This is a genomic window from Leifsonia sp. RCC_180 (assembly GCF_058138205.1).
The window spans coordinates 585314-606054 of record NZ_CP200340.1; the positions used below are offsets into that span (position 1 = coordinate 585314).

Here is a 20741-nt window from a genome sequence, read left to right on the forward strand (position 1 = left end):
GCTCGGCTCCCTCCGCGTTGCGCCTCAGGCTAGAGGGCAGGCGGCGGTGGCCGCTAGAGCACGTTCAGCGGTCGAGTCCCCGCCGTTTCAGCAGCGGCTCGATCTCGGCGTCGCGTCCGCGGAAGTCGCGGTACGCCTCCAGCGGGTCCTTCGACCCGCCGACCCCGAGCAGCCGGGCCCGGAACCGGTCGCCGTTCTCGCGGGTGAGACCGCCGTTCTCGCGGAACCATTCGACGGTGTCGGCGTCGAGCACTTCGCTCCAGATGTAGGAGTAGTAGCCGGCGTCGTAGCCTCCCGAGAAGGTGTGGGCGAAGTACGTGCTGGCGTAGCGCGGCGGCACCGCGGGATTGTCGAGACCCACAGAGGCGAGCGCCTGCGCCTCGAACGCCGCGACGTCGGTGACCTCGTCGTCGGCGGTGATCCGGTGCCAGGCCTGGTCGAGGAGCGCGGCCGCGAGGTACTCGCTGGTGGCGAAACCCTCGTTGAACGACTCGGAGGCGTGCAGCCGGTCGACGAGGTCCTGCGGCATCCGCTCGCCGGTGCGGTGGTGCACGGCGTAGTTCTCGAGCACCTCGGGCCACAGCATCCACATCTCGTTGACCTGGCTCGGGAACTCGACGAAGTCGCGGAACACGTTGGTGCCGGCGAACCGCGGGTACGTGACCCGCGCGAACAGGCCATGCAGCGCATGGCCGAACTCGTGGAACAGCGTGTTGGTCTCGTCGTACGTGAGCAGGGTCGGCTCCCCGGCTGCGGGCTTCGGTACGTTGAGGTTGTTGACGACGACGGTCGGCGTGTCCAGCAGAGCGGACTGCGAGACGAGCGGATTCATCCACGCGCCGCCGCGCTTCGAGTCGCGCGTGTAGAGGTCGAGGATGTACAGGCCGAGCTCGGAGCCGTCTTCGTTGCGGGCTTCGAAGACCCGGGCGTCGGGGTGGTAGGCCACCAGGTCCGGGCGCTCGGTGAAGCTGATGCCGTACAGCCGGTTCGCGGCGTAGAAGACGCCGTCCTGCAGCACGCGCTCCGCTTCGAAGTAGGGTCGCATGGCGGCGAAGTCCACGTCGAACTTCTCGGCGCGCACCGCACTGGTGAGGTGGGCCCAGTCCCAGGCCTCGACGGTCTCGCCCTCGGCGAGCTGCGCCTGCAGATCAGCCTGTTCTGCGCGGGCGTTGCGTGCGGCGGCAGGCGCGAGCCGTCCCAGCATGTCGGCGACGGCCTCCGGCGTGCGCGCCGTCTGGTCGGCCGTGACGTACGCGGCGTGCGTGTCGAATCCCAGCAGCCGCGCCCGCTCGGCGCGGAGTCGGGTGATCTCGAGCACCAGGTCGCGGTTGTCGTTGTCACCGCCCCGGATGCCGCGGGCGCGGGACGCGGTCATGATGCGCTCCCGAGACTCCCGCCGGGTCAGGTCGGCCAGCCACGGGTGCCCGGTGGGCAGCACGAGGGTGACGACGTACTTTCCGTCGACTCCGCGCTCGGCGGCGGCCTGAGCGGCGGCCGAGAGCTCGCCCTCGCCGAGACCATCGAGCTGGTCGGCGCTGTCAAAGACGACGGCGAGGTCGTTGGTGTCGGCGAGGAGGTTCTTCTCGAAACGGGTCGTGAGGGTGGAGAGGCGCTGGTTGTACTCGCGCAGCTTCTCCTTCTCTGCGTCGCCGAGTCCGGCGCCCGCGAGCGTGAACTCGGCGTAGTACCGCTCGACGAGGTAGCGGGACTCCGCGTCGAGGCCGAGGTCGTCGAGACGCTCGTGCAGGGATGCGATGCGGGCGTACAGCGCAGGGTTCAGGCGGATCGCATCCTGATGGGCGGCAAGGCGCGGCGCGATCTCCTCCTCCAGGGCGTTGGTGAAGTCGGTGCTGTCGGAGGAACTCTTGTTGAAGAAGACCTCAGCGACGCGCTGAAGGGTCTGACCGGACCGCTCCAGCGGAAGCATCGTGTTCTCGAAGTCGGCGGGCGCGTCGGTCGCGACGATGGCGTCGATCTCGGCGAGCTGCTCGGTGAACCCGTGCTCGAAGGCGGGCAGGTAGTGCTCGTCGCGGATCTCGGCGAACGGCGGGAGCTGGTAGGGGAGGGAACTCGGCGAGAGGAAGGGGTTCGCGGTGTCGGCCATTGCTCCAGCCTAGACACCGGTCTATCCGTAACGAACCCGTCGGGCCGTCCGGCTCGTGCGACGATGGTTGCATGGATGTTCACGAACGCTACACACACGGTCATCACGAGAGTGTGCTGCGGTCACACGAATGGCGCACACTGGATAATTCAGGAGCGTACTTCACGCATCTGCTCCGCCCGGGTATGACCGTTCTCGATGTCGGGAGCGGCCCCGGCACGATCTCGTTCGACCTGGCCCAGAGGGTTGCCCCGGCCACTGTCGTCGGCGTCGATGGAAACGCGGCGATTGTGGAGCACGCCGAGCGCTCGGCCCGAGAGCGGGGGGTGTCGAATGTCCGCTTCGAGGTGGGCGACGCTTATCGTCTCGACTTCCCGGATGCGTCTTTCGATCTCGTCCATGCGCACCAGTTGCTGCAACACGTCTCCGATCCGGTCGCGGTACTGCAGGAGTTCCGGCGTGTCGTGAAGCCGGGCGGCCACGTCGTCGCCCGCGATGTGGACTGGGGTGGAACGATGTGGGCCCCGCTGCTTCCTGGGCTCGCCGAGTGGATGAGGGTCAATCAGACTGTCCAACGCGCGAACGGTGGTGAACCGTTCGCGGGTCGGTTGCTACGCGGCTGGGCTCTCGATGCAGGGTTCGACGAGGTGCACAGCTCTGCATCGGTCTGGTGCTTCGCGTCGACCGAGGAGCGCCAGTGGTGGGGCGACTCGTGGAGTGTGCGGGTGACGGAGTCGGATTTCGGTCGTCATTCGAAAGACGCCGGGATCGCTTCCGACGCGGATCTCGCATCCATCGCAGAAGCGTGGCGCGAGTGGACTAGGACACCATCGGGCTGGTACGCAATGCCCCACGGGGAGATCATCGCGCGCCGCTAGGGCACCGGGAGGCCGGTGCATTCGGCTGAGTGATGCGTCACGGCCGCATTGCAAGGATACTTCTGCAAAAAGATGCTTGCAAAGAAACACTTGCAAAGAAGCCTTTGCATCCGTACCCTGGTCATATGACGAACGAAGAGCAGGCAGCCGAGCCGACCGCACCGGCCGGGGGAGTCGCCGGAGGGCGTCACCCCTGGGAGGACGCGCTCGGCATGGCCGCCCTGCGGGCGCTCGCGCATCCCCTCCGGGTCGAGCTCATGAACGAGCTCTCCGACTTCGGCCCGGCGACCGCCAGCATGCTGGCCGAGCGGCTGGGGGAGTCGAGCGGTGCGACCAGCTACCACCTCCGGCAGCTGGCCAAGCACGACATCATCGTCGAGGACACCGAGCGGGGCTCCGGGCGCGAGCGCTGGTGGCGCATGGCGCCGGGCGGCGTGACCATCGGCTCGCCCGAGACGCTCGCCACACCGGCCGGCCGCGAAGCGAGCGAGCTCATCTCGCTCGGCTGGCAGCAGAACAACGAACGCCGGCTCGCCGGCTTCCTCCGCCGCGGCCTCGACACGTTCGGCTTCGAGTGGATGGAGGCGAGCACGCTCTCCACGTCGCACCAGGAGTTGACGATCGAGCAGCTGGCCGAATTCGGCCGCGAGTACTACGCGCTGCAGGAGCGGCTGAAGGAGAGGTGGAAGGCGGAGAACGCCGGCGGTGACGCCGAGAGCAAGCGCGTCCAGGTCCAGTTCAACGCGTTCCCGCTGGTCGAGCAGGAGGACCGCTGATGTCCACGGTCGCGCGGACTCCGCTCGGCGCCGGCTTCGGCCGGCTGTGGACTGCTGCCATCGCCAGCAACCTGGCCGACGGCCTCGGCCGCACGGCCGTCCCGCTGATCGCCACCACCCTGACCCGCGACCCTGCGCTGATCGCAGGTATCAGTGCGGTGACCTTCCTGCCCTGGCTGCTGTTCGGCATCCCTGCCGGGATGCTGCTCGACCGCGTCGACCGCCGCATCGCGATGGCCGTCGCCAACTCGCTCCGCTTCGCCGTCGCCGCGGTGCTCGCCGTCTTGATCACGACCGATTCGCTGACCATCTGGCTGCTTTACGGTTGCGTGCTCGCCTTCGGGCTGGGGGAGACGGTGTTCGACAACGCGACCAGCACCGTCGTCCCGAGCCTGGTGGCCCGCGACCAGTTGGACCGCGCGGCCGGGCGGATGCAGTCGGCCGAGATCACCATCCAGAACTTCATCGCCACCCCGCTCGCGGGCTTCCTGTTCGCATTCGCGATCGCGCTGCCCATCTGGCTGACCGGCGCCGGGTTCCTCATCGCGGGGATGCTTGCGCTCACCATCCCAGTGGCCGCCGCGCACGCGCACCGTGCCGGTGAGCAGGGAGGCGTGGCACCGGAGCTCCCGCCGCTCTCCGGAGTCGTCCGTTTCCTGTGGCAGCACCGGTTTCTGCGCTTGATGATCCTGCTCACGTCCACCACTGCCTCGGCTCTGGCCTTCGCGCAGGGGAGTGTCGTCCTGCTGCTCCTGGAGACGTTCGACGTGCCGGCCGCGCTGATCGGCGTGGTGACCGCTGCGATCGGGGTCGGTGCGCTCGTCGGCGCACTCGTGTCGAGCCGTTTCGTCGCCCGCTTCGGGCGGGGCCGCGTCATGTTCTGGGCGATCCTCGTCAGCGGCGTCGGCATACTCGGGGTCGGCGTCACCGGCAACGTGGTCGTCGCAATCGGGGCATACGCCATCGGCGCCTTCGGGGTGGCCGTCTGGAACGTCCCGTGGGGTGCTCTACGTCAGGCCATCATCCCCAACGCCATGCTGGGCCGCGCCCTCGGCATAGTGCGCACCATCGGCTGGGGGCTCACCCCCATCGCCACCGTCCTGGGCGGTTTCGTCGCCCGCATCGACCTCCGGCTGCCGTTCGTCATCGGCGGCGGCGTGGTGGTCGTCCTGACGCTCGTCGCGTCCCGCCTGATTCTGTCGGCATCCGTGCAGGAGCCGGCCGCCGAACCTGTCCCGGAAGGACAACCGTCATGACCGCCGTCCTCGTCTCCGCAATGCTTGACTCCACAGCCCGCCCGCTCCCGCACCGTCTCGCGCTCCGCCTCGGCCGCGCGCTCACCGCCTGGGGCGCACGCCCGCTCGCGCGCGAGCCGCACCACGTCGAGCGCGTGGCCCGCATGGAGTTCTCACGGGACGCCGCCGCGCGCACCCTCCCGCAGCTGCCTCGCTAAGCGTCGGGCGCTAGCGGCCGGAGGCTACGCCTCGTCCTCGTCGTAGTCCGACGTGTCGACCTCGACCGGCTGCGTAATGGTCGCCGAATCCTCGCCCGGGTTGTAGCGGATCTCGGTCCCGTCGTCGAGTGTGACGACCGGCTTCGACTCCAGCCAGGTGAGCGTCCAGTTCCAGCCGGTGGTCTCCACATCCGTGGCGACGAGCTCCTCTTCGACCGTTCGCACGGCGTACGCCACGACCTCCGGCAGGGAGGCCGGAGCCTGCTCGCCGACCGACCAGCGCGTCCCGAGCTGCATCAGGCGTTCCCCGCCTGGACGCGGGCGCCGGCCAGGTCGATCTCGTACGTCACCCACGAGGTGCGGTTCGCGACATCGTCGTACAGCTTCTGCGCGGTGGAGTTGTCCTGCGCAGTGATCCACTGCACGACGCCAAGCCCGCGCTCCTCGGCCAGCGAGCGGACCGTCTGGATGAGCGCGGCGCCGACTCCCTTGCCGCGCTCCTCCTCCACGACGAACAGGTCGTCGAGGAAGAGCCCGCGGTCGCCTTCGAGCGGCCGGGCGAATTGCCGGAAGTGCGCGAGGCCGACGATGCGGTCGCCGTCGACGGCGACGAGGCCGTCCTCCTCGTGCTCTGGGGCCGTCAGCCACGACCAGAGGACGAGCGCCTTCTGGTCGGTCAGCTGGGTGTCGTAGAACTCGGCGTACTTCGCGTACACATCGAGCCAGGCGAAGAAATCGCCGTCCTTGACCGGTCGAACCTCGATCGACATGGATTCCTCCGTTCGCGTTTCACGCCCGGTTGCGATCCCGGTGCGTGTTCCGACCATATCGCGGTCCCGTTCAGGGGACGAGGTCGTAGGTGACCCACTTGGTCTTTTCAGCGAACCTGTCGTACAGGCGCCGGGCGGTCTCGTTGTCCTTCGCGGTGATCCAGCGCACAACCGACAGGCCGCGCTCCTTCGCACTGTCGCGGAGCGCCTCGAGCAGCGCACTGCCGGCCCCGGCGCCCCGGGCATCGGGCGAAACGAACAGGTCGTCGAGGTAGAGCCCCTTGCTGCCGTCGAGGGGACGGACGAACTCGCGCACGTGCGCCAGCCCGATCGGAGTGTCCTCCTCGTCGACGGCGAAGAACGCCTCAAGCTCGTTGTCGGGGTCGGAGATCCAGCTCCACACCAGCAGAGCCTTCTCATCGGTGATGGGGCGCTCGTAGAACTGCCCGTACCCCGCGTAGAGGTCGAGCCAGGTGAAGAACTCGTTGTCCTGGACTTCTCGCACGCTCGCGCTCATCGTTCCTCCTCTTTCGGGGCCGGGGCGAGCAGGATATCGGTCACCGCCAGCTCGTCGGCGGAGGCGAACCGCAGTTCGGCGATTCTCCCGACCGAGCGGAGGTCTCCTGCTGCCGACTCGACGGCGGCGATCTCAGCCTCAGGACCGGCGATGACGGCCGAGTCGACTGCCGTGCGCTGCGACGCCTTGGCGGCGGTCTTGGCGCCGCGGATGCCGGTCAGCGCTCGGCCGACGATCGCGAGCACGTCACGATCGGCGCTCCAGTCGCCAGCCACCTCGGTGGCCTCGGGCCACGGCGCGACGTGCACCGAACCCTCTTCGGACCAGCTCCAGGCCTCCTCCGCCGCGAACGGCAGCACGGGCGCCAGCAGGCGCAGGAAGGCCGAGAGGGCGATCCGCAGAGCGACGACCGCGGACGTCTTCTCCGCGCTGTCCTCGCCGTACGCGCGCTCCTTGACGAGCTCCAGATAGTCGTCGCAGAACGTCCAGAAGAACGTCTCGGTGATCTCCAGCGCCCGGGCGTGCTCGTAGTTCTCGAGCGCCGCCGTCGCGTCGGCGACCACGCCCGCCAGCGCGAACAGCATGCTGCGGTCGAGCGGGCTGGTCACCTGGTCGAGGTCGAGTGAGGCCGGAGCGTCGAAGCCCAGGATGAACTTGGCCGCGTTCAGCAGCTTGATCGCAAGCCTGCGACCGATCTTGATCTGCGTCGGGTTCTGCGGATCGAACGCCGCATCCGTCCCGAGCCGGCTCGAGGCCGCCCAGTAGCGCACGGCGTCGGACCCGTGCTTCTCCAGGATGTCGGCGGGCGTCACCACGTTGCCCTTCGACTTCGACATCTTCTTCCGGTCCGGGTCGACGATGAAGCCGGAGAGCGCGGCATGCCGCCACGGGGCCACATCCGCCTCCAGCTTCGCGCGCAGCAGCGTCGAGAACAGCCAGGTGCGGATGATGTCCTGCCCCTGCGGGCGGAGGTCGAACGGGAAGACGGCGTCGAAGAGCTCGTCGTCGCGCATCCACCCGCCGGCGAGCTGCGGGGTAAGCGAGGACGTCATCCACGTGTCCATCACGTCGTGCTCGCCGACGAAGCCGCCGGCCTGACCGCGCTGCGATTCGTCGTAGCCGGGCGCGACGTCGGAGGAGGGGTCGACGGGGAGGAGGTCCTCGGTGGGCAGGATCGGCTGGTCGAAGACCGGATTGCCGTCGGCGTCGAGCGGGTACCAGATCGGGATGGGGACGCCGAAGAAGCGCTGCCGCGAGATCAGCCAGTCGCCGGTGAGGCCGTTGACCCAGTTCTCGTAGCGCACGCGCATGAAGTCGGGGTGCCAGTCGAGCTCGCGACCGAGCTCGATGAGCCGCTGACGCAGCTCCTCGTCGCGGGCGCCGTTCTTGACGTACCACTGGCGCGTGGAGACGATCTCGAGCGGCTTGTCGCCCTTCTCGAAGAACTTCACGGGGTGCTGGATGGGCTTGGGCTCGCCCTCCAGGTCGCCGGAGGCGCGCAGCAGCTCGACGACGGCCTGCTTGGCCGAGAACACGGTCTTTCCGGCGAGCTCGGCGTACGCCTCGCGGCCGGTGTCCGAGGTGATCACCGCTGGGGGCTCGGGGAGGATGCGGCCGTCGAAGCCGATGATCGCGCGATTCGGGAGGTCGAGTTCGCGCCACCAGGTGACGTCGGTGATGTCGCCGAACGTGCAGATCATGGCGATGCCCGATCCCTTGTCCGGCTGCGCCAGGTGGTGCGCCACCACGGGCACCTCGACGTCGAACAGCGGAGTGCGGACCGTCGTGCCGAAGAGCGGCTGGTACCGCTCGTCGTCGGGATGCGCGACCAGTGCGACGCACGCGGGCAGCAGCTCCGGCCGGGTCGTCTCGATCCAGATCGGTCCGTCGGCGCCGTGGAAGGCGACGCGGTGGTAGGCGCTCGGCTGCTCGCGGTCCTCCAGCTCGGCCTGGGCGACGGCGGTGCGGAACGTGATGTCCCAGAGCGTCGGCGCGAGCGCCTGGTAGGCCTCACCGCGCTCGATGTTGCGCAGGAACGCCAGCTGCGAGGTGCGCAGTGACTCGTGCCCGATGGTGCGGTACGTCTGCGACCAGTCGACCGAGAGGCCCAGCGCGCGCCACAGCGCTTCGAACTGCTTCTCGTCCTCGACCGTCAGCCGCTCGCACAGCTCGATGAAGTTGCGGCGCGAGATCGGCTTCTGGTCGGCGGCCTTGGTGCTCTTGTTGTCGCCGCCTTCGAAGGGAGGGACGAATCCTGACTCGTAGGGGAGCGACGGGTCACAGCGGACGCCGTAGTAGTTCTGGACGCGGCGCTCGGTCGGCAGGCCGTTGTCGTCCCAGCCCATCGGGTAGAACACCTTCTGACCGCGCATGCGGTGGAAGCGGGCGATCACATCCGTGTGCGTGTAGCTGAAGACGTGGCCGATGTGCAGCGAACCGGAGGCCGTCGGCGGCGGAGTGTCGATCGAGTAGACCCCGTCGCGGTCGGCCGCGAGCGCGCCCTCCCGATCGAACCGGTAGGTGCCGTCAGCCTGCCAGTGGTCGCCCCACTTGGACTCCAGGCCCTCCAGTGCGGGCTTGTCCGGAACGTTCTGCGCGCCCATGGAGGACCTCCGATTCGATATATGCGGCACCGTGTCGTCGAGGTGCCTGAGTGTGGGATCCCTTCAAGAGTACCGAATCGTGGGGTGTGAACGCGTCGGCTGCGCCCCGGCTGCGCGTCAGACCTCGTCGATGATCGGCTTCCGGCGGGCGGCGAAGAGGGACGCCACTAGCGTGATCGCCGACATCACGACCAGGACGATGCCCGGGTGCCACCACGCGTTGCCGGTCGCCTGACCGAAGATCAACGTGAGCGCCGGCACGAACGAGGTGAGCAGTGCGGCGATGCTGTACGCGACCGAGAGGCCGCTGTAGCGGATCTCGCTCGGGAAGAGGTCGGACATCAGGCCGCCGAGTCCCGCCCACGACAGGGTGGGCAGGATGCCGCCGATGATCATGCTGCCGACCAGGATCGCGAACGACGCCGACTGCAGCAGGAAGTACATCGGGAACGCGACGAGCAGCGTCCCGATCGCGCCGATCGCGACGACCTTCGCCGAGCCGATCCGCGTCGCCCAGAGCCCGAACAGCGGGATGGTGACCAGCTGCAGCAGGCCGCCGATGGTCGTGGCGACCAGCAGATCCTGGTACTTGAAGCCGAGGACGGCGGTGCCGTAGTCGACCATGTAGGTGTTCATGAGCGAGTAGGAGCTGATGCCGAGGATGGCAGCGCCCACGCCGATGAAGAAGCCCGTGGGCGCCTTGCGGAAGACGTCGAGGACGGGGAAGCGGTCGCGCTTGCCCGTCTCCAGTAGCTTGCGGAACACCGGGGTCTCATCGATCGACCACCGGAGGTACAGCGACACGAGCAGCAGCGGGAAGGCCGTCAGGAAGGGGATGCGCCATCCCCAGGCCGCGATGTCGGCTGTCGACATGCTCAGCGTGAGCACGATGAAGACGACGGCGCTCAGGATCGAGCCGACCGGCGAGCCGAGCTGGGGGAGCGCCGCGTAGAACCCGCGCCGCTTGGGGTTGGCGTACTCGGTGGCGAGAAGGATCGAGCCGCCCCACTCGCCACCCACGGAGAAGCCCTGCACCAGGCGCAGCAGCACGATCGCGATCGCGCCGAACCAGCCGGCCGCGGCGTAGGTCGGCAGCACGCCGACGAGTCCGGTGCTGAGGCCCATCAGAAGGATGGTGATCAGCAGGGTGGGCCGCCGGCCGATCCGGTCGCCCAAGTTTCCGAAGACGATCGCGCCGATGGGGCGGATGACGAAACCGGCCGCGATGGCGAGGAACCCGGCGAGTGTCCCGCCGAAGGCGCCGAGGGGCGCGAAGAAGAGGGGGCCCACGAAGAAGGCGGCGAAGTACGCATAGAGATAGAAGTCGTACGACTCGAGCGCCGTGCCGACGAACGACGCGATGGTGACGCGGCGCGCCGTGCCCGGCGTGATGCCGGGACGGTCGGTCTCGCTGCGGACGGGGCTGATGGTGGTAGTCACGGGTGTCCTTCGGAACGGTTAATATGTGGACCGGGTCCAATAATGGCATGAGGAGGAACGCAGGATGGCTCTCGCGCATTCCGAGCGGCAGTCCGGCTCCGGTCGTCCCCGTTCCTCATCGCGCGGGATGCTGGCCGAGGCGGCCGCCGAACTGTTCCTCGAGCAGACCTACGCGGGCACGACCGTCGACGACATCGCGCGGCGGGCAGGCGTGAGTCGCGCGACGTTCTTCAACTACTTGTCAGCCAAGAGCGACCTGTTGTGGCTGGAGGTCGACGAGGCGCTCGACGCGTTCGATGCGACGGCGGCATCCGTTCCCGCGGACCTCGCGCCGATGGATGCGGTCCTCGCGGCGGTCACCCGTCTCGCCGACGCGTTCGGTCCGGGCAGCCTTCCGCTCGCGGTCACGCAGGTGGAGCTGATGGGGACGGACGCAGAGCTGCAGGCGTCGGCGCTGCCGCGGTTCCTCGCGCTGGTGCGCCGGCTCCAGTCGTTCATCGCGGAGCGCGCCGGGGCGTCGCCGGAGGCGCTGCTTCCGCGAGCGGCGGCGACCGCCGTGGTGGGGGCTGCTGTGTCGGCCGCGACCGCGTGGGCGCGCGCCGGGGTCGGCCGCGGGCCGCTCACCCCGCTGGTGCGTGCGGCGGTGGAACCGGTCTGCGCGGGCTACGCCGCCGCATTGTGATGGCCGCTGCCGAGCGACGCTCCTCGGAACGAGCGCGCCTGCGCGCGCAGGCGCGCTCGCAACGGGAGGGGGCGTTCGCTCGCGAAGCGGGACAGTGCCGCCCGCGACCGGATACAATGGAGGCACAGACACTGACCCGGTCATCACCGGCGAGTCTTCGGAAGAACAGCCCGCGCGAGCGGCGCCCAGTAGAACCGAACGGGACCGGCCCGTCACAGCCGAAGAATGAGAGGCTCCGTCCGGCACCGGCGGCGGGTGGGGCAAGCGGGGTGGTACCGCGGCGGGCGTGCGAGCGTCCGGCGTCCTCGTGCAGAACGAGAACCTGCCAGGAGTGAGATGCCGTACCCCAAGTCCGCGCCGGACGAGAACGAGCCCGAGGCGCGCCCCGCAGCCCGCCCCGACGTGCAGCGCCACGACATCGTGGCGAGCCCGGTCTTCCCGGAGATCGAGACCGACGTCCTGAAGTTCTGGGACGAGGATGGCACCTTCCGCGCCTCCATCGACAACCGCGCCGGAGCCGAGGAGTGGGTGTTCTACGACGGTCCGCCCTTCGCGAATGGGCTCCCGCACTACGGCCACCTCTTGACCGGCTACGCGAAGGATGTGTTCCCGCGCTTCCAGACCATGCGCGGCCGCAAGGTGGAGCGCCGCTTCGGCTGGGACACCCACGGCCTTCCCGCAGAGCTCGAGGCGGAGCGGCAGCTCGGCATCACCGACAAGAGCCAGATCGAGGAGATGGGGCTCGCCGCCTTCAACCAGGCGGCCAAGGATTCCGTGCTGCGGTACACCCGTGAGTGGCGAGAGTACGTGACCCGGCAGGCGCGCTGGGTCGACTTCGACAACGACTACAAGACGCTCGACACCACCTACATGGAGTCGGTTATCTGGGCGTTCAAGCAGCTGCACGAGAAGGGCCTCGCGTACGAGGGCTACCGTGTGCTCCCGTACTGCTGGCGCGACCAGACCCCGCTGTCGAACCACGAACTGCGGATGGATGACGACGTCTACAAGATGCGTCAGGACCAGACCGTCACCGTCACGTTCCCGCTCGTCGGCGAGAAGGCGGAAGTGCTCGGCCTCACCGGCACCCGCGCCCTCGCCTGGACGACGACGCCGTGGACGCTGCCCACCAACTTCGCGCTGGCGGTCGGCCCCGACATCGAGTACGCCGTCCTCCCGTCCGGCCCGAACGGCGCCGCCGACTCGTACGGCGACCCGGACAGCCAGGTGCTGAGCGGGCGCTACCTGCTCGCGAAGGACCTCGTCGGCAACTACGCGAAGGACCTCGGCTACGACTCGCCCGCCGACGCCCTCGCCGCGATCAGCGGCACCGTCCGCGGCTCCGAGCTCGCGGACGTCGAGTACGACCGGCTGTGGGACTTCTACGCCGACACCGAGAAGTGGGGCACGCAGAACGCGTGGCGCATCCTCGTCGACGACTACGTCACCGTCGAGGACGGCACGGGCATCGTCCACCAGGCTCCCGCCTACGGCGAGGACGACCAGCGCGTCACCGAGAAGGCCGGCATTCCGGTCATCATCTCGGTGGACGACGGCGGTCGCTTCCTTCCGGACGTCGCGGAGGTCGCCGGCCTGCAGGTCTTCGACGCCAACAAGCCGCTCACCCGCATGCTGAAGGAGGAGGGTCGGCTGCTGCGCCAGGCGAGCTACGAGCACTCGTACCCGCACTGCTGGCGCTGCCGCAATCCGCTGATCTACAAAGCGGTGTCGAGCTGGTTCGTGCGCGTCACCGACTTCCGTGACCGGATGGGCGAGCTCAACCAGGAGATCACCTGGGTCCCCGAGAACGTCAAGGACGGCCAGTTCGGCAAGTGGCTGGCCGGCGCCCGCGACTGGTCGGTCTCGCGCAACCGGTACTTCGGTTCGCCTATCCCGGTGTGGAAGAGCGACGACCCGGCGTACCCGCGAGTGGATGTGTACGGCTCGCTCGAAGAGTTGGAGCGCGACTTCGGCCGCCTGCCGCTCAATGCGGCGGGGGAGCCGGACCTGCACCGTCCCTTCATCGACGAGCTGACCCGTCCGAACCCGGACGACCCCACCGGCCGCTCGACGATGCGCCGCATCCCGGACGTGCTCGACGTGTGGTTCGATTCCGGGTCGATGCCCTTCGCTCAGGTGCACTACCCGTTCGAGAACCGCGACTGGTTCGACAGCCACAACCCCGCCGACTTCATCGTCGAGTACATCGGGCAGACGCGCGGCTGGTTCTACCTGCTGCACACGCTGGCGACCGCGCTGTTCGACCGGCCGGCGTTCCGCAATGTGATCAGTCACGGCATCGTGCTGGGTAGCGACGGGCAGAAGATGTCCAAGTCGCTGCGCAACTATCCGGACGTCAACGAGGTCTTCGACCGCGACGGGTCGGATGCGATGCGCTGGTTCCTGATGTCGAGCCCGGTTCTCCGCGGCGGCAATCTGGTCGTCACCGAGGAGGGCATCCGCGAGGGCGTCCGTCAGGTACTTCTGCCGCTCTGGAACACCTGGTACTTCTTCTCGCTGTACGCGAATGCGACCGGATACGAGGCGAAGCGCTCCACCGCGTCCACCGATGTGCTCGACCGCTACCTGCTCGCCAAGACGCGCGACCTGGTCGAGGCCGTGACCGCCGACCTCGAAGGCCTCGATTCGACGCTCGCCGCCGCGAAGCTGCGCGACTTCGCGGACGTGCTCACCAACTGGTACGTGCGTCGGTCGCGCGACCGGTTCTGGCAGGGAGTGGAGGAGGACGGCTCGGGTGCCGAAGCCTTCGACACCCTCTACACCGTGCTCGAGACGCTCACCCGGGTCGCCGCTCCGCTCCTGCCGCTCGTCACCGAGCGGATCTGGAAGGACCTCACCGGCGGGCGCAGCGTGCACCTGACCGACTGGCCCGAGGCGGCCGAGTTCCCGGCGGACGACGCCCTGGTGGATGCGATGGACCGCATCCGTGCGATCAGCTCGACCGCGCTGTCGCTGCGCAAGCAGGCGGGTCGCCGCGTGCGGCTGCCGCTCGCGTCACTGACCGTGGTCGGCCATGACGCCGAGGCGCTGCGGCCGTTCGAGGGCATCCTCCGCGACGAGCTGAACGTGAAGGCCGTCCAGCTCGTGGAGCTGCAGGACGACAGCGCATCCCGCTATGGCATCACCAGCAAACTGACCGTCAACGCTCGCGCTGCGGGCCCGCGTCTCGGCAAGCAGGTGCAGCAGGTCATCCAGGCCGCGCGCGCCGGGGACTGGTCGGAGACGGACGGCGTCGTGACCGTCGGCGGCGTCGAGCTGGCCGAGGGCGAATACGACCTCGTGCTTGAGACCGCGTCCAGCGGCGATGGCTCGTCGGCGCTGGCGCTCCTCGCCGGCGGCGGCTTCGTGCTGCTCGACACGGCCACGACGCCGGAGCTCGAGGCCGAGGGTCTGGCGCGCGACATCATCCGCGCCGTGCAGGACACCCGCAAGGCGGCAGGGCTCGATGTGAGCGACCGCATCCGGCTGGCCCTCTCGTTCGAGCACGAAGACGACGCGCGCGCGATCGGCCTCGCGGCGGACGTCGACATCGCGACCGAGACATTGGCTCTAGCCGTGCGGCTGTCCGCCGCGGGACCATCGTCCGCGGGGAGCGAATCGTCCGCCGGAGACTCGGCGTTCGAGCAGGAGTTCGGCGCCGGCCAGTTCGCCAACGCCGGGGCGTTCACCGTCGGCGTGACCAGGGTCGAGGAGGCATCGTGACCGACGACGAGGAGTTCCGCGATCGCGCGGAAGGGGTCTACCAGGCGCTGCTCGCGCGCGTGGGCGAGGGAGCGCCGGAGCGGCGGCTCGATGCGACGAGGCGAGCCGTCGAGCTGCTGGGAGATCCGCAGCGGGCGTACCCGATCATCCATGTGACCGGCACGAACGGAAAGACGTCCACCAGCCGCATCGCCGAGAGTCTGCTGCGCGCCTACGGGCTTCGTACGGGCCTTCTGACCAGCCCGCACCTCGTGCGGTTCAACGAGCGCATCGTCATCGACGGCCAGCCGATCGACGACGAATCGCTCGTGCGCAATTGGGAGGACATCAGTCCGTACCTCGAGATCGTGGACGCGGAGCTCGCCGAGGCGGGCAAGGCGCCGCTGACGTTCTTCGAAGCGCTGACCGCTCTGGCGTACGCCTCATTCGCCGATGCGCCGGTCGATGTCGCGGTGATCGAGGTCGGCATGGGTGGCGAGTGGGATTCGACGAACGTCGGCGACGGCCAGGTCGCCGTCTTCACGCCGATCGCGCTCGACCACACCAAGGCGCTCGGTGACACGGTCGAGGAGATCGCGCGCACCAAGTCCGGCATCGTGAAGCCCTCGGCCGACGTCGTGTCGTCCGCGCAGACTCCGGAGGCCGACCGGGTGCTCCGGGATGCCGCCGTGCTCACCGAGTCGACCTTCGCCGAGCAGCCGCGCGACTTCGATGTGGCAGCCACCCGGGTCGCCGTCGGCGGCCAGCTGGTCACCGTCCGCGGCCGGGCCGCGACCTACGAGGACGTCTTCCTGCCGCTGTACGGCGACCACCAGGCGCAGAACGCCGCCGTCGCGGTGGCCGCGGTCGAGACGTTCCTCGGGCGCGGGACGCAGCCGCTCAAGGCCGACCTCGTCGAGGAGGGCTTCGCCACCGCCACCTCGCCCGGCCGCCTGCAGCTCATCGGGATCGAGCCGAGCATCCTCGTCGACGCCGCGCACAACCCTGCGGGTGCCGAGACGCTCGCCGAGGCCCTCCGCCGGTACTTCGACTTCGACGAGATCACCTTCGTGGTCGGCATCCTGAACGACAAGGATGCGCGCGGCGTCATCCGCGCGCTCGCGCCGGTGGCCACGCAGTTCTTCGTCACGCGCCCCGACTCGGAGCGCGCTCGCGACGCCGAGGACTTCGGCGAGCTGGTGCGCGAGGAGGTCGGCGACGAGGCGACGATCGTCTACTCCGACGCCATCGACGCCTTCGAGTCCGCCCGTGACTGGGCCGGTGAAGAGGCTCGCCGTGCCGTCGTCGTCGCCGGCAGCATCGTCCTCGTCGGTCAGGCGATGGCCTACGCCGAGGAGCAGGAGTGGAAGAAGGCGGTCACGTGACGGACGCTTCGGTTCCGGAGCGCGCCTCCCGGCCGCGTCGGCAACGGTCGCTGCGCGAACTGCTCGGCTCCATCGTCCTCGGCTTCGAGCTCCTCGTCGTCTTCCTCGGCGCGTTGGTGCTGTTCGGGCTGCACGCGCTGCCCGCCGCCGTGGCGCTCGGCGGGGGAGCGGGCCTCATCGTGCTGATGATCCTCGCCATCGCCCTGCTGCGGAACACCGTCGGCGTGGTCCTGGGATGGATCGTGCAGCTCGTGCTCGTCGCCGCCGGACTCCTCGTCCCCGCCTTCTTCATCGTCGGCGCGATCTTCACCGCCATGTGGGCGTACTGCATGATCGCCGCCGCACGCATCGACCGCAACAATCAGGCCGCCGCTCGCGCGGCCGACAACGGAACGGAGAACCCATGACCAGTGCCGTCGAAGAGACCCTTGTGCTCATCAAGCCGGACGGGGTCGCCCGCAACCTCACGGGCGAGATCCTGCGACGCATCGAGGCGAAGGGCTACTCGCTCGTCGACCTCCGGATGCTGCAGGCCGACCGCGAGCTGCTCGCCCAGCACTACGCCGAGCACGAGGGCAAGCCCTTCTACGAGCCGCTCGTCGAGTTCATGGAATCCGGTCCCATTGTGGCCATCCGCCTGGCCGGCAATCGCGTCATCGAGGGCTTCCGCTCGCTCGCCGGAGCCACCGACCCGACGACCGCGCTGCCGGGGACGATCCGCGGCGACCTCGCCCGCGACTGGGGTCTCAAGGTGCAGCAGAACCTCGTGCACGGCTCCGACTCGCCCGAGTCGGCCGCCCGCGAGCTGGCCCTCTGGTTCGACTGAGTCCTGTTTTCAGGACCGGCTTCGCGAGATTCGTGCCGAATGTCGCTTTCAGCGCGCTGAAAGTCGACATTCGGCACGAATCTGCGTGCGCCTTGGGCGCGTCGTGAGGCTCCGGGGTGTGACGCGCGGGGTCAGACGAAGGCGCGGTGGATCCAGTCCAGCTGGATCTGCGCCAGTACCGCGACGATCGCGTAGCAGACGATGGTGATCAGCGGCACCCAGCCGTACAGGGCACGGAAGAAGGCTCGCGCCCGCTCCGGCAGCGGGATGTTGCCCTCCTTGAGGTTGTAGAGGGTCACCGCCCAGAAGGTCGGGATCGTCACGAGCCAGGTGACCATGCACCAGGGGCACAGCACATCCAGCACGGTCAGCGACTGCGTGATCAGGTAGATCACCAGCACCAGGGCGAGCAGGACGCCCACATTGAACGCGATCCAGTACCAGCGGGCGAAGCGTGCGCGGGTCGCCAGCAGGCCGACGCCGACGGCGATCGCGGCCGTCCACCCGCCGAGCCCGAGCAACGGGTTCGGGAAACCGAGAACCGCTCCCTGCGGCGAGTTCAGATTCTTGGAGCACCCCACGAGCACCGAGAAGTTGCAGGAGAGCTGCGCATCCGGGTTCTCCAGCAGGTGGAACTTGTCCACCGTCAGCATGAAGGCGGCCCAGAGGCCGATCACTCCGGCGATGATGAGGAAGACGGCGAGAGCGGTCGGGCGGCGGTAGGCGGCCTCTGTTGGACTGTCTGACACCCTCGGATTATGGCATGCGGCCTGCGTGTCGTTCTGAGAGCGACCCGCACCGGCCCGCGCCCGTGCGATAATCGTTGCAGCAGTCGTCCCGGCCGAGGCCGGGAGCACCGACAGAAGGCTTGAGGGCGCCCCGAGCGTCCGTGAAAGTGCCGGCCGTGAAGGCCGGCGAATGACATAGCCGGATGCACGCCGCGCCACGAGCCCGGAGGCATCCGAACAGGATTGAGGGAGGCGCCGCGCGCGCCGCCTCCCGACGGAGAGTACCCGGTGAGCGGGGAACCGCACCGGTCGAGGAGTGCACCAGCGATGGTGGATAACGAGAATATCGACAACACGGACAACAACGACACGGAGACGGGAGGACGGAAGCGCAAGGGGCTCTTCGGCACGCGACGCGTGGTGAGGAAGGCTCCGCTGGCCGGTTACGGCGACGCTTCCGACACCCAGGACCTTCCGGAGCCGCACGTCTCGCAGGAGCAGCAGCGGGACGTGCAGCAGGACGCGCAGGTCGCGTCCACTGCTGAGGCGACCGCCGAAGCCGCCCCCGAGGCGCTGCCCGAGGTGGATGCCGCAGCTGCGGCCGCCGCGCACGAGCCTCCGGCTCTGCCCGACCAGCACGGCGAGCCCGAGGCAGTCGCGGCCGCGGCTGCGCCCGGCCTCCCGCCGACCACGCTGCTGTTCCAGGCGCCCGACCCGCTGCCCCTTCCGCCGCTCTCCGAGAGCGAGGACGAGGAGCCCGCAGGCGGTGTCCGCCGTCGCGCCCGCCGCCGTGCGGGCGAGACCGGCCGTGAGGGCACGAACGACCCAGCCAACACCGTCGTCAAGGTGCGCACGCCGCGTGAGCCGGAGCTGATCACCGAGCCGCAGAAGGTGAAGGGGTCGACCCGCCTCGAGGCCAAGAAGCAGCGCCGCCGTGACGGCCGCGATGCCGGCCGTCGCCGTCCCGTCATCACCGAGGCGGAGTTCCTCGCCCGCCGCGAGTCCGTCGACCGGCAGATGATCGTCCGCTCGAAGGGCGGCCGCATCCAGATCGGTGTGCTGGAGGACAAGGTCCTCGTCGAGCACTACGTCGCCCGCTCGCAGGAGGCGTCGCTGATCGGCAACGTCTACCTCGGCCGGGTGCAGAACGTGCTCCCGAGCATGGAGGCGGCGTTCGTCGACATCGGCCGTGGCCGCAACGCCGTCCTGTATTCAGGAGAGGTCGACTGGGATGCGGTGGAGACCGGCAACCAGCCGCGCCGCATCGAGCTGGCCCTGAAGGCCGGCGATCGCGTCCTCGTCCAGGTCACGAAGGACCCGGTCGGCCACAAGGGCGCCCGCCTGACCAGCCAGATCTCGCTCCCCGGCCGCTACCTCGTGTACGTGCCCGGCGGATCCATGAACGGCATCAGCCGCAAGCTGCCCGACACGGAGCGTTCGCGGCTCAAGAAGATCCTCAAGGAGGTGCTGCCCGAGAACGCCGGCGTGATCGTGCGCACCGCCGCCGAGGGCGCGACCGAGGAGCAGCTGACGCTCGACGTCAACCGCCTCACGGCGCAGTGGACCGACATCAGCACCCGCGTCGACACGCAGCAGGCTCCCGCGCTGCTGCACAGCGAGCCGGACCTCCTGATCAAGATCATCCGCGATGTCTTCAACGAGGACTTCCAGAAGCTCGTGATCGCCGGCGACGACGCACGCCAGACCATCGAGAACTACCTGCGCCAGGTCGCACCGGACCTCCTCGACCGGGTGGAGCCGTACACGGGGGAGCGCGACGCGTTCGACGAGTACCGCATCACCGAGCAGATCGAGAAGGCGCTGGAGCGCAAGGTGTGGCTGCCCTCGGGTGGTTCGCTGGTCATCGACCGCACCGAGGCGATGACCGTCGTGGATGTCAACACGGGCAAGTTCGTCGGCTCCGGCGGCAACCTCGAGGAGACGGTCACCAAGAACAACCTGGAGGCGGCGGAGGAGATCGTCCGCCAGCTACGGTTGCGCGACATCGGCGGCATCATCGTCGTCGACTTCATCGACATGGTCCTCGAGACGAACCGCGATCTGGTGCTGCGCCGCCTGGTGGAGTGCCTGAGCCGCGACCGGACCAAGCACCAGGTGGCCGAAGTCACCTCGCTCGGCCTCGTCCAGATGACGCGCAAGAAGCTCGGCCTCGGGCTCCTCGAGACCTTCAGCGAGGCCTGCGAGGTGTGCGCCGGGCGCGGCGTCGTCGTGCACCACGACCCCGTCGTGAAGCACCGCCAGCCGCAGCAGCAGCAGCCGCAGAGCGACCGCCGCCGCGGGCGTGGCAACGGCGGCTCCAACAGCGGCAACGGCGGGTCGAACGGGAACGGCAATGGAAACGGGGCCGGTCACAGCGGCACGCATGCCATTACGGACGACGCGAAGAACGCGCTCGCCAAGATCGCGGCGTCGACCATCCACCACGACGAGGAGTCGAAGGCTGCTGAGGCCGCCGAGGCGCCGGAGTCCGAGGAGATCAGCGTCACCGAGGTGACCGCCACCAAGAAGCGCCGTCGCAAGGGCAAGGGAGGCGCCGACCGGCAGCAGCCGGAGGCCGTCACGGCGGACGCTGCGGCGGAGCCTGCGGCCGCGCTCACGCCGGACGCGCCGGAGCAGGAGACCGCCGCCAGCGCTCCGGCCGACCCGATCGTCCCGCTGCTCGATCTCCCCGAGCCGGCCGCTGCGCCTGCCCCCTCGCGCACGCTGCCCCACGACGCCGAGCTGCTGCTCGACTCCGTACTCGACGCCCTCCCGGCTCCCAAGGAGCCGGGTCAGGGTCGCGGCCGTAGTCGCCGCGCCAGCACCACGGTCATCGCCGGCGGTGAGCTGGCCCCGAAGGGCGAGTAAGCATCCACT

17 protein-coding genes are annotated in these 20741 nt (G+C 69.1%); 10 read left to right on the plus strand and 7 right to left on the minus strand.

The annotated features are described in order from the left end of the window. Positions 1–64 precede the first annotated feature (64 nt). On the minus strand, positions 65–2104 hold the full coding sequence (locus tag AB7E03_RS02945; RefSeq protein WP_489939163.1) for a M3 family metallopeptidase: 2040 nt from the start codon (positions 2102–2104) through the stop codon (positions 65–67). A gap of 71 nt (positions 2105–2175) precedes the next feature. Here AB7E03_RS02945 and AB7E03_RS02950 point away from each other — a divergent pair, with 71 nt between their 5' ends. The 4 genes from AB7E03_RS02950 (at position 2176) to AB7E03_RS02965 (ending at position 5211) form a co-directional block, all read left to right on the plus strand. Continuing rightward, entirely contained in the window at positions 2176–2982 is an 807-nt protein-coding gene (locus tag AB7E03_RS02950; RefSeq protein ID WP_489939165.1) for a class I SAM-dependent methyltransferase, read from the plus strand. 125 nt (positions 2983–3107) lie between these two features. Next, positions 3108–3758 (plus strand): ArsR/SmtB family transcription factor, encoded by a 651-nt coding sequence (locus tag AB7E03_RS02955; protein ID WP_489939167.1) that lies wholly within the window; start codon positions 3108–3110, stop codon positions 3756–3758. Continuing rightward, positions 3758–5014 (plus strand): MFS transporter, encoded by a 1257-nt coding sequence (locus AB7E03_RS02960; protein WP_489939169.1) that lies wholly within the window; start codon positions 3758–3760, stop codon positions 5012–5014. Before AB7E03_RS02955 ends, AB7E03_RS02960 begins: the two co-directional genes overlap by 1 nt. Next, on the plus strand, positions 5011–5211 hold the full coding sequence (locus AB7E03_RS02965; protein ID WP_489939171.1) for a hypothetical protein: 201 nt from the start codon (positions 5011–5013) through the stop codon (positions 5209–5211). The genes AB7E03_RS02960 and AB7E03_RS02965 overlap by 4 nt, the downstream gene beginning before the upstream one ends. A gap of 24 nt (positions 5212–5235) precedes the next feature. Here the strand turns inward: AB7E03_RS02965 and AB7E03_RS02970 are convergent, their stop codons facing one another. The 5 genes from AB7E03_RS02970 to AB7E03_RS02990 all read right to left on the minus strand — a co-directional run bounded on the left by AB7E03_RS02970 (position 5236) and on the right by AB7E03_RS02990 (position 10541). Then, on the minus strand, positions 5236–5508 hold the full coding sequence (locus AB7E03_RS02970) for a hypothetical protein (RefSeq protein WP_489939173.1): 273 nt from the start codon (positions 5506–5508) through the stop codon (positions 5236–5238). Continuing rightward, positions 5508–5981, minus strand: coding sequence for a GNAT family N-acetyltransferase (locus AB7E03_RS02975; protein WP_489939175.1), 474 nt, complete (start codon positions 5979–5981; stop codon positions 5508–5510). The genes AB7E03_RS02970 and AB7E03_RS02975 overlap by 1 nt, the downstream gene beginning before the upstream one ends. 70 nt (positions 5982–6051) lie before the next feature. Further along, a complete protein-coding gene (locus AB7E03_RS02980) occupies positions 6052–6498 on the minus strand; it encodes a GNAT family N-acetyltransferase (RefSeq protein ID WP_489939177.1) in 447 nt (148 codons plus the stop codon). Then, positions 6495–9101 carry a valine--tRNA ligase gene (gene valS, locus AB7E03_RS02985; protein ID WP_489939179.1) on the minus strand — a complete coding sequence of 869 codons (2607 nt, stop codon included), beginning with the start codon at positions 9099–9101 and terminating at the stop codon, positions 6495–6497. Before valS ends, AB7E03_RS02980 begins: the two co-directional genes overlap by 4 nt. Before the next feature lie 117 nt (positions 9102–9218). Beyond that, positions 9219–10541 (minus strand): MFS transporter, encoded by a 1323-nt coding sequence (locus AB7E03_RS02990; RefSeq protein ID WP_489939181.1) that lies wholly within the window; start codon positions 10539–10541, stop codon positions 9219–9221. Positions 10542–10605: 64 nt separating this feature from the next. On the opposite strand from AB7E03_RS02990, the gene AB7E03_RS02995 reads away from it, so the two are divergent. The 5 genes from AB7E03_RS02995 to ndk all read left to right on the plus strand — a co-directional run bounded on the left by AB7E03_RS02995 (position 10606) and on the right by ndk (position 17136). Continuing rightward, positions 10606–11223 (plus strand): TetR/AcrR family transcriptional regulator, encoded by a 618-nt coding sequence (locus AB7E03_RS02995; RefSeq protein WP_489939183.1) that lies wholly within the window; start codon positions 10606–10608, stop codon positions 11221–11223. Positions 11224–11559: 336 nt separating this feature from the next. Continuing rightward, positions 11560–14946: an isoleucine--tRNA ligase gene (ileS, locus tag AB7E03_RS03000; protein WP_489939185.1), complete on the plus strand. Its 3387-nt coding sequence runs from the start codon at positions 11560–11562 to the stop codon at positions 14944–14946. After that, the gene (locus AB7E03_RS03005) at positions 14943–16310 is read left to right on the plus strand and encodes a bifunctional folylpolyglutamate synthase/dihydrofolate synthase (RefSeq protein WP_489939187.1); all 1368 of its coding nucleotides are present in this window, start codon (positions 14943–14945) and stop codon (positions 16308–16310) included. The genes ileS and AB7E03_RS03005 overlap by 4 nt, the downstream gene beginning before the upstream one ends. Continuing rightward, a complete protein-coding gene (locus AB7E03_RS03010; protein ID WP_489939189.1) occupies positions 16307–16717 on the plus strand; it encodes a DUF4233 domain-containing protein in 411 nt (136 codons plus the stop codon). Before AB7E03_RS03005 ends, AB7E03_RS03010 begins: the two co-directional genes overlap by 4 nt. After that, on the plus strand, positions 16714–17136 hold the full coding sequence (gene ndk / locus AB7E03_RS03015; protein ID WP_285117015.1) for a nucleoside-diphosphate kinase: 423 nt from the start codon (positions 16714–16716) through the stop codon (positions 17134–17136). The genes AB7E03_RS03010 and ndk overlap by 4 nt, the downstream gene beginning before the upstream one ends. 131 nt (positions 17137–17267) lie before the next feature. Here the strand turns inward: ndk and AB7E03_RS03020 are convergent, their stop codons facing one another. Beyond that, positions 17268–17885: a vitamin K epoxide reductase family protein gene (locus AB7E03_RS03020; protein ID WP_489939191.1), complete on the minus strand. Its 618-nt coding sequence runs from the start codon at positions 17883–17885 to the stop codon at positions 17268–17270. Between the two features lie 306 nt (positions 17886–18191). Between AB7E03_RS03020 and AB7E03_RS03025 the strand changes: the two genes are divergently transcribed. Next, positions 18192–20732 carry an Rne/Rng family ribonuclease gene (locus tag AB7E03_RS03025; RefSeq protein ID WP_489939193.1) on the plus strand — a complete coding sequence of 847 codons (2541 nt, stop codon included), beginning with the start codon at positions 18192–18194 and terminating at the stop codon, positions 20730–20732. The last annotated feature ends 9 nt before the right edge of the window (positions 20733–20741 follow it).

Bases quoted from the DNA above. Each gene is read 5' to 3' on its own strand.
- ndk (WP_285117015.1), top strand. From the start codon at position 16,714: ATGACCAGTGCCGTCGAAGAGACCCTTGTGCTCATCAAGCCGGACGGG.
- AB7E03_RS03025 (WP_489939193.1), top strand. From the start codon at position 18,192: ATGGTGGATAACGAGAATATCGACAACACGGACAACAACGACACGGAG.
- AB7E03_RS02950 (WP_489939165.1), top strand. From the start codon at position 2,176: ATGGATGTTCACGAACGCTACACACACGGTCATCACGAGAGTGTGCTG.
- AB7E03_RS02995 (WP_489939183.1), top strand. From the start codon at position 10,606: ATGGCTCTCGCGCATTCCGAGCGGCAGTCCGGCTCCGGTCGTCCCCGT.
- AB7E03_RS02965 (WP_489939171.1), top strand. From the start codon at position 5,011: ATGACCGCCGTCCTCGTCTCCGCAATGCTTGACTCCACAGCCCGCCCG.
- AB7E03_RS02975 (WP_489939175.1), bottom strand. From the start codon at position 5,981: ATGTCGATCGAGGTTCGACCGGTCAAGGACGGCGATTTCTTCGCCTGG.
- ileS (WP_489939185.1), top strand. From the start codon at position 11,560: ATGCCGTACCCCAAGTCCGCGCCGGACGAGAACGAGCCCGAGGCGCGC.
- AB7E03_RS02960 (WP_489939169.1), top strand. From the start codon at position 3,758: ATGTCCACGGTCGCGCGGACTCCGCTCGGCGCCGGCTTCGGCCGGCTG.
- AB7E03_RS02980 (WP_489939177.1), bottom strand. From the start codon at position 6,498: ATGAGCGCGAGCGTGCGAGAAGTCCAGGACAACGAGTTCTTCACCTGG.
- AB7E03_RS02970 (WP_489939173.1), bottom strand. From the start codon at position 5,508: ATGCAGCTCGGGACGCGCTGGTCGGTCGGCGAGCAGGCTCCGGCCTCC.
- AB7E03_RS02945 (WP_489939163.1), bottom strand. From the start codon at position 2,104: ATGGCCGACACCGCGAACCCCTTCCTCTCGCCGAGTTCCCTCCCCTAC.
- valS (WP_489939179.1), bottom strand. From the start codon at position 9,101: ATGGGCGCGCAGAACGTTCCGGACAAGCCCGCACTGGAGGGCCTGGAG.
- AB7E03_RS02955 (WP_489939167.1), top strand. From the start codon at position 3,108: ATGACGAACGAAGAGCAGGCAGCCGAGCCGACCGCACCGGCCGGGGGA.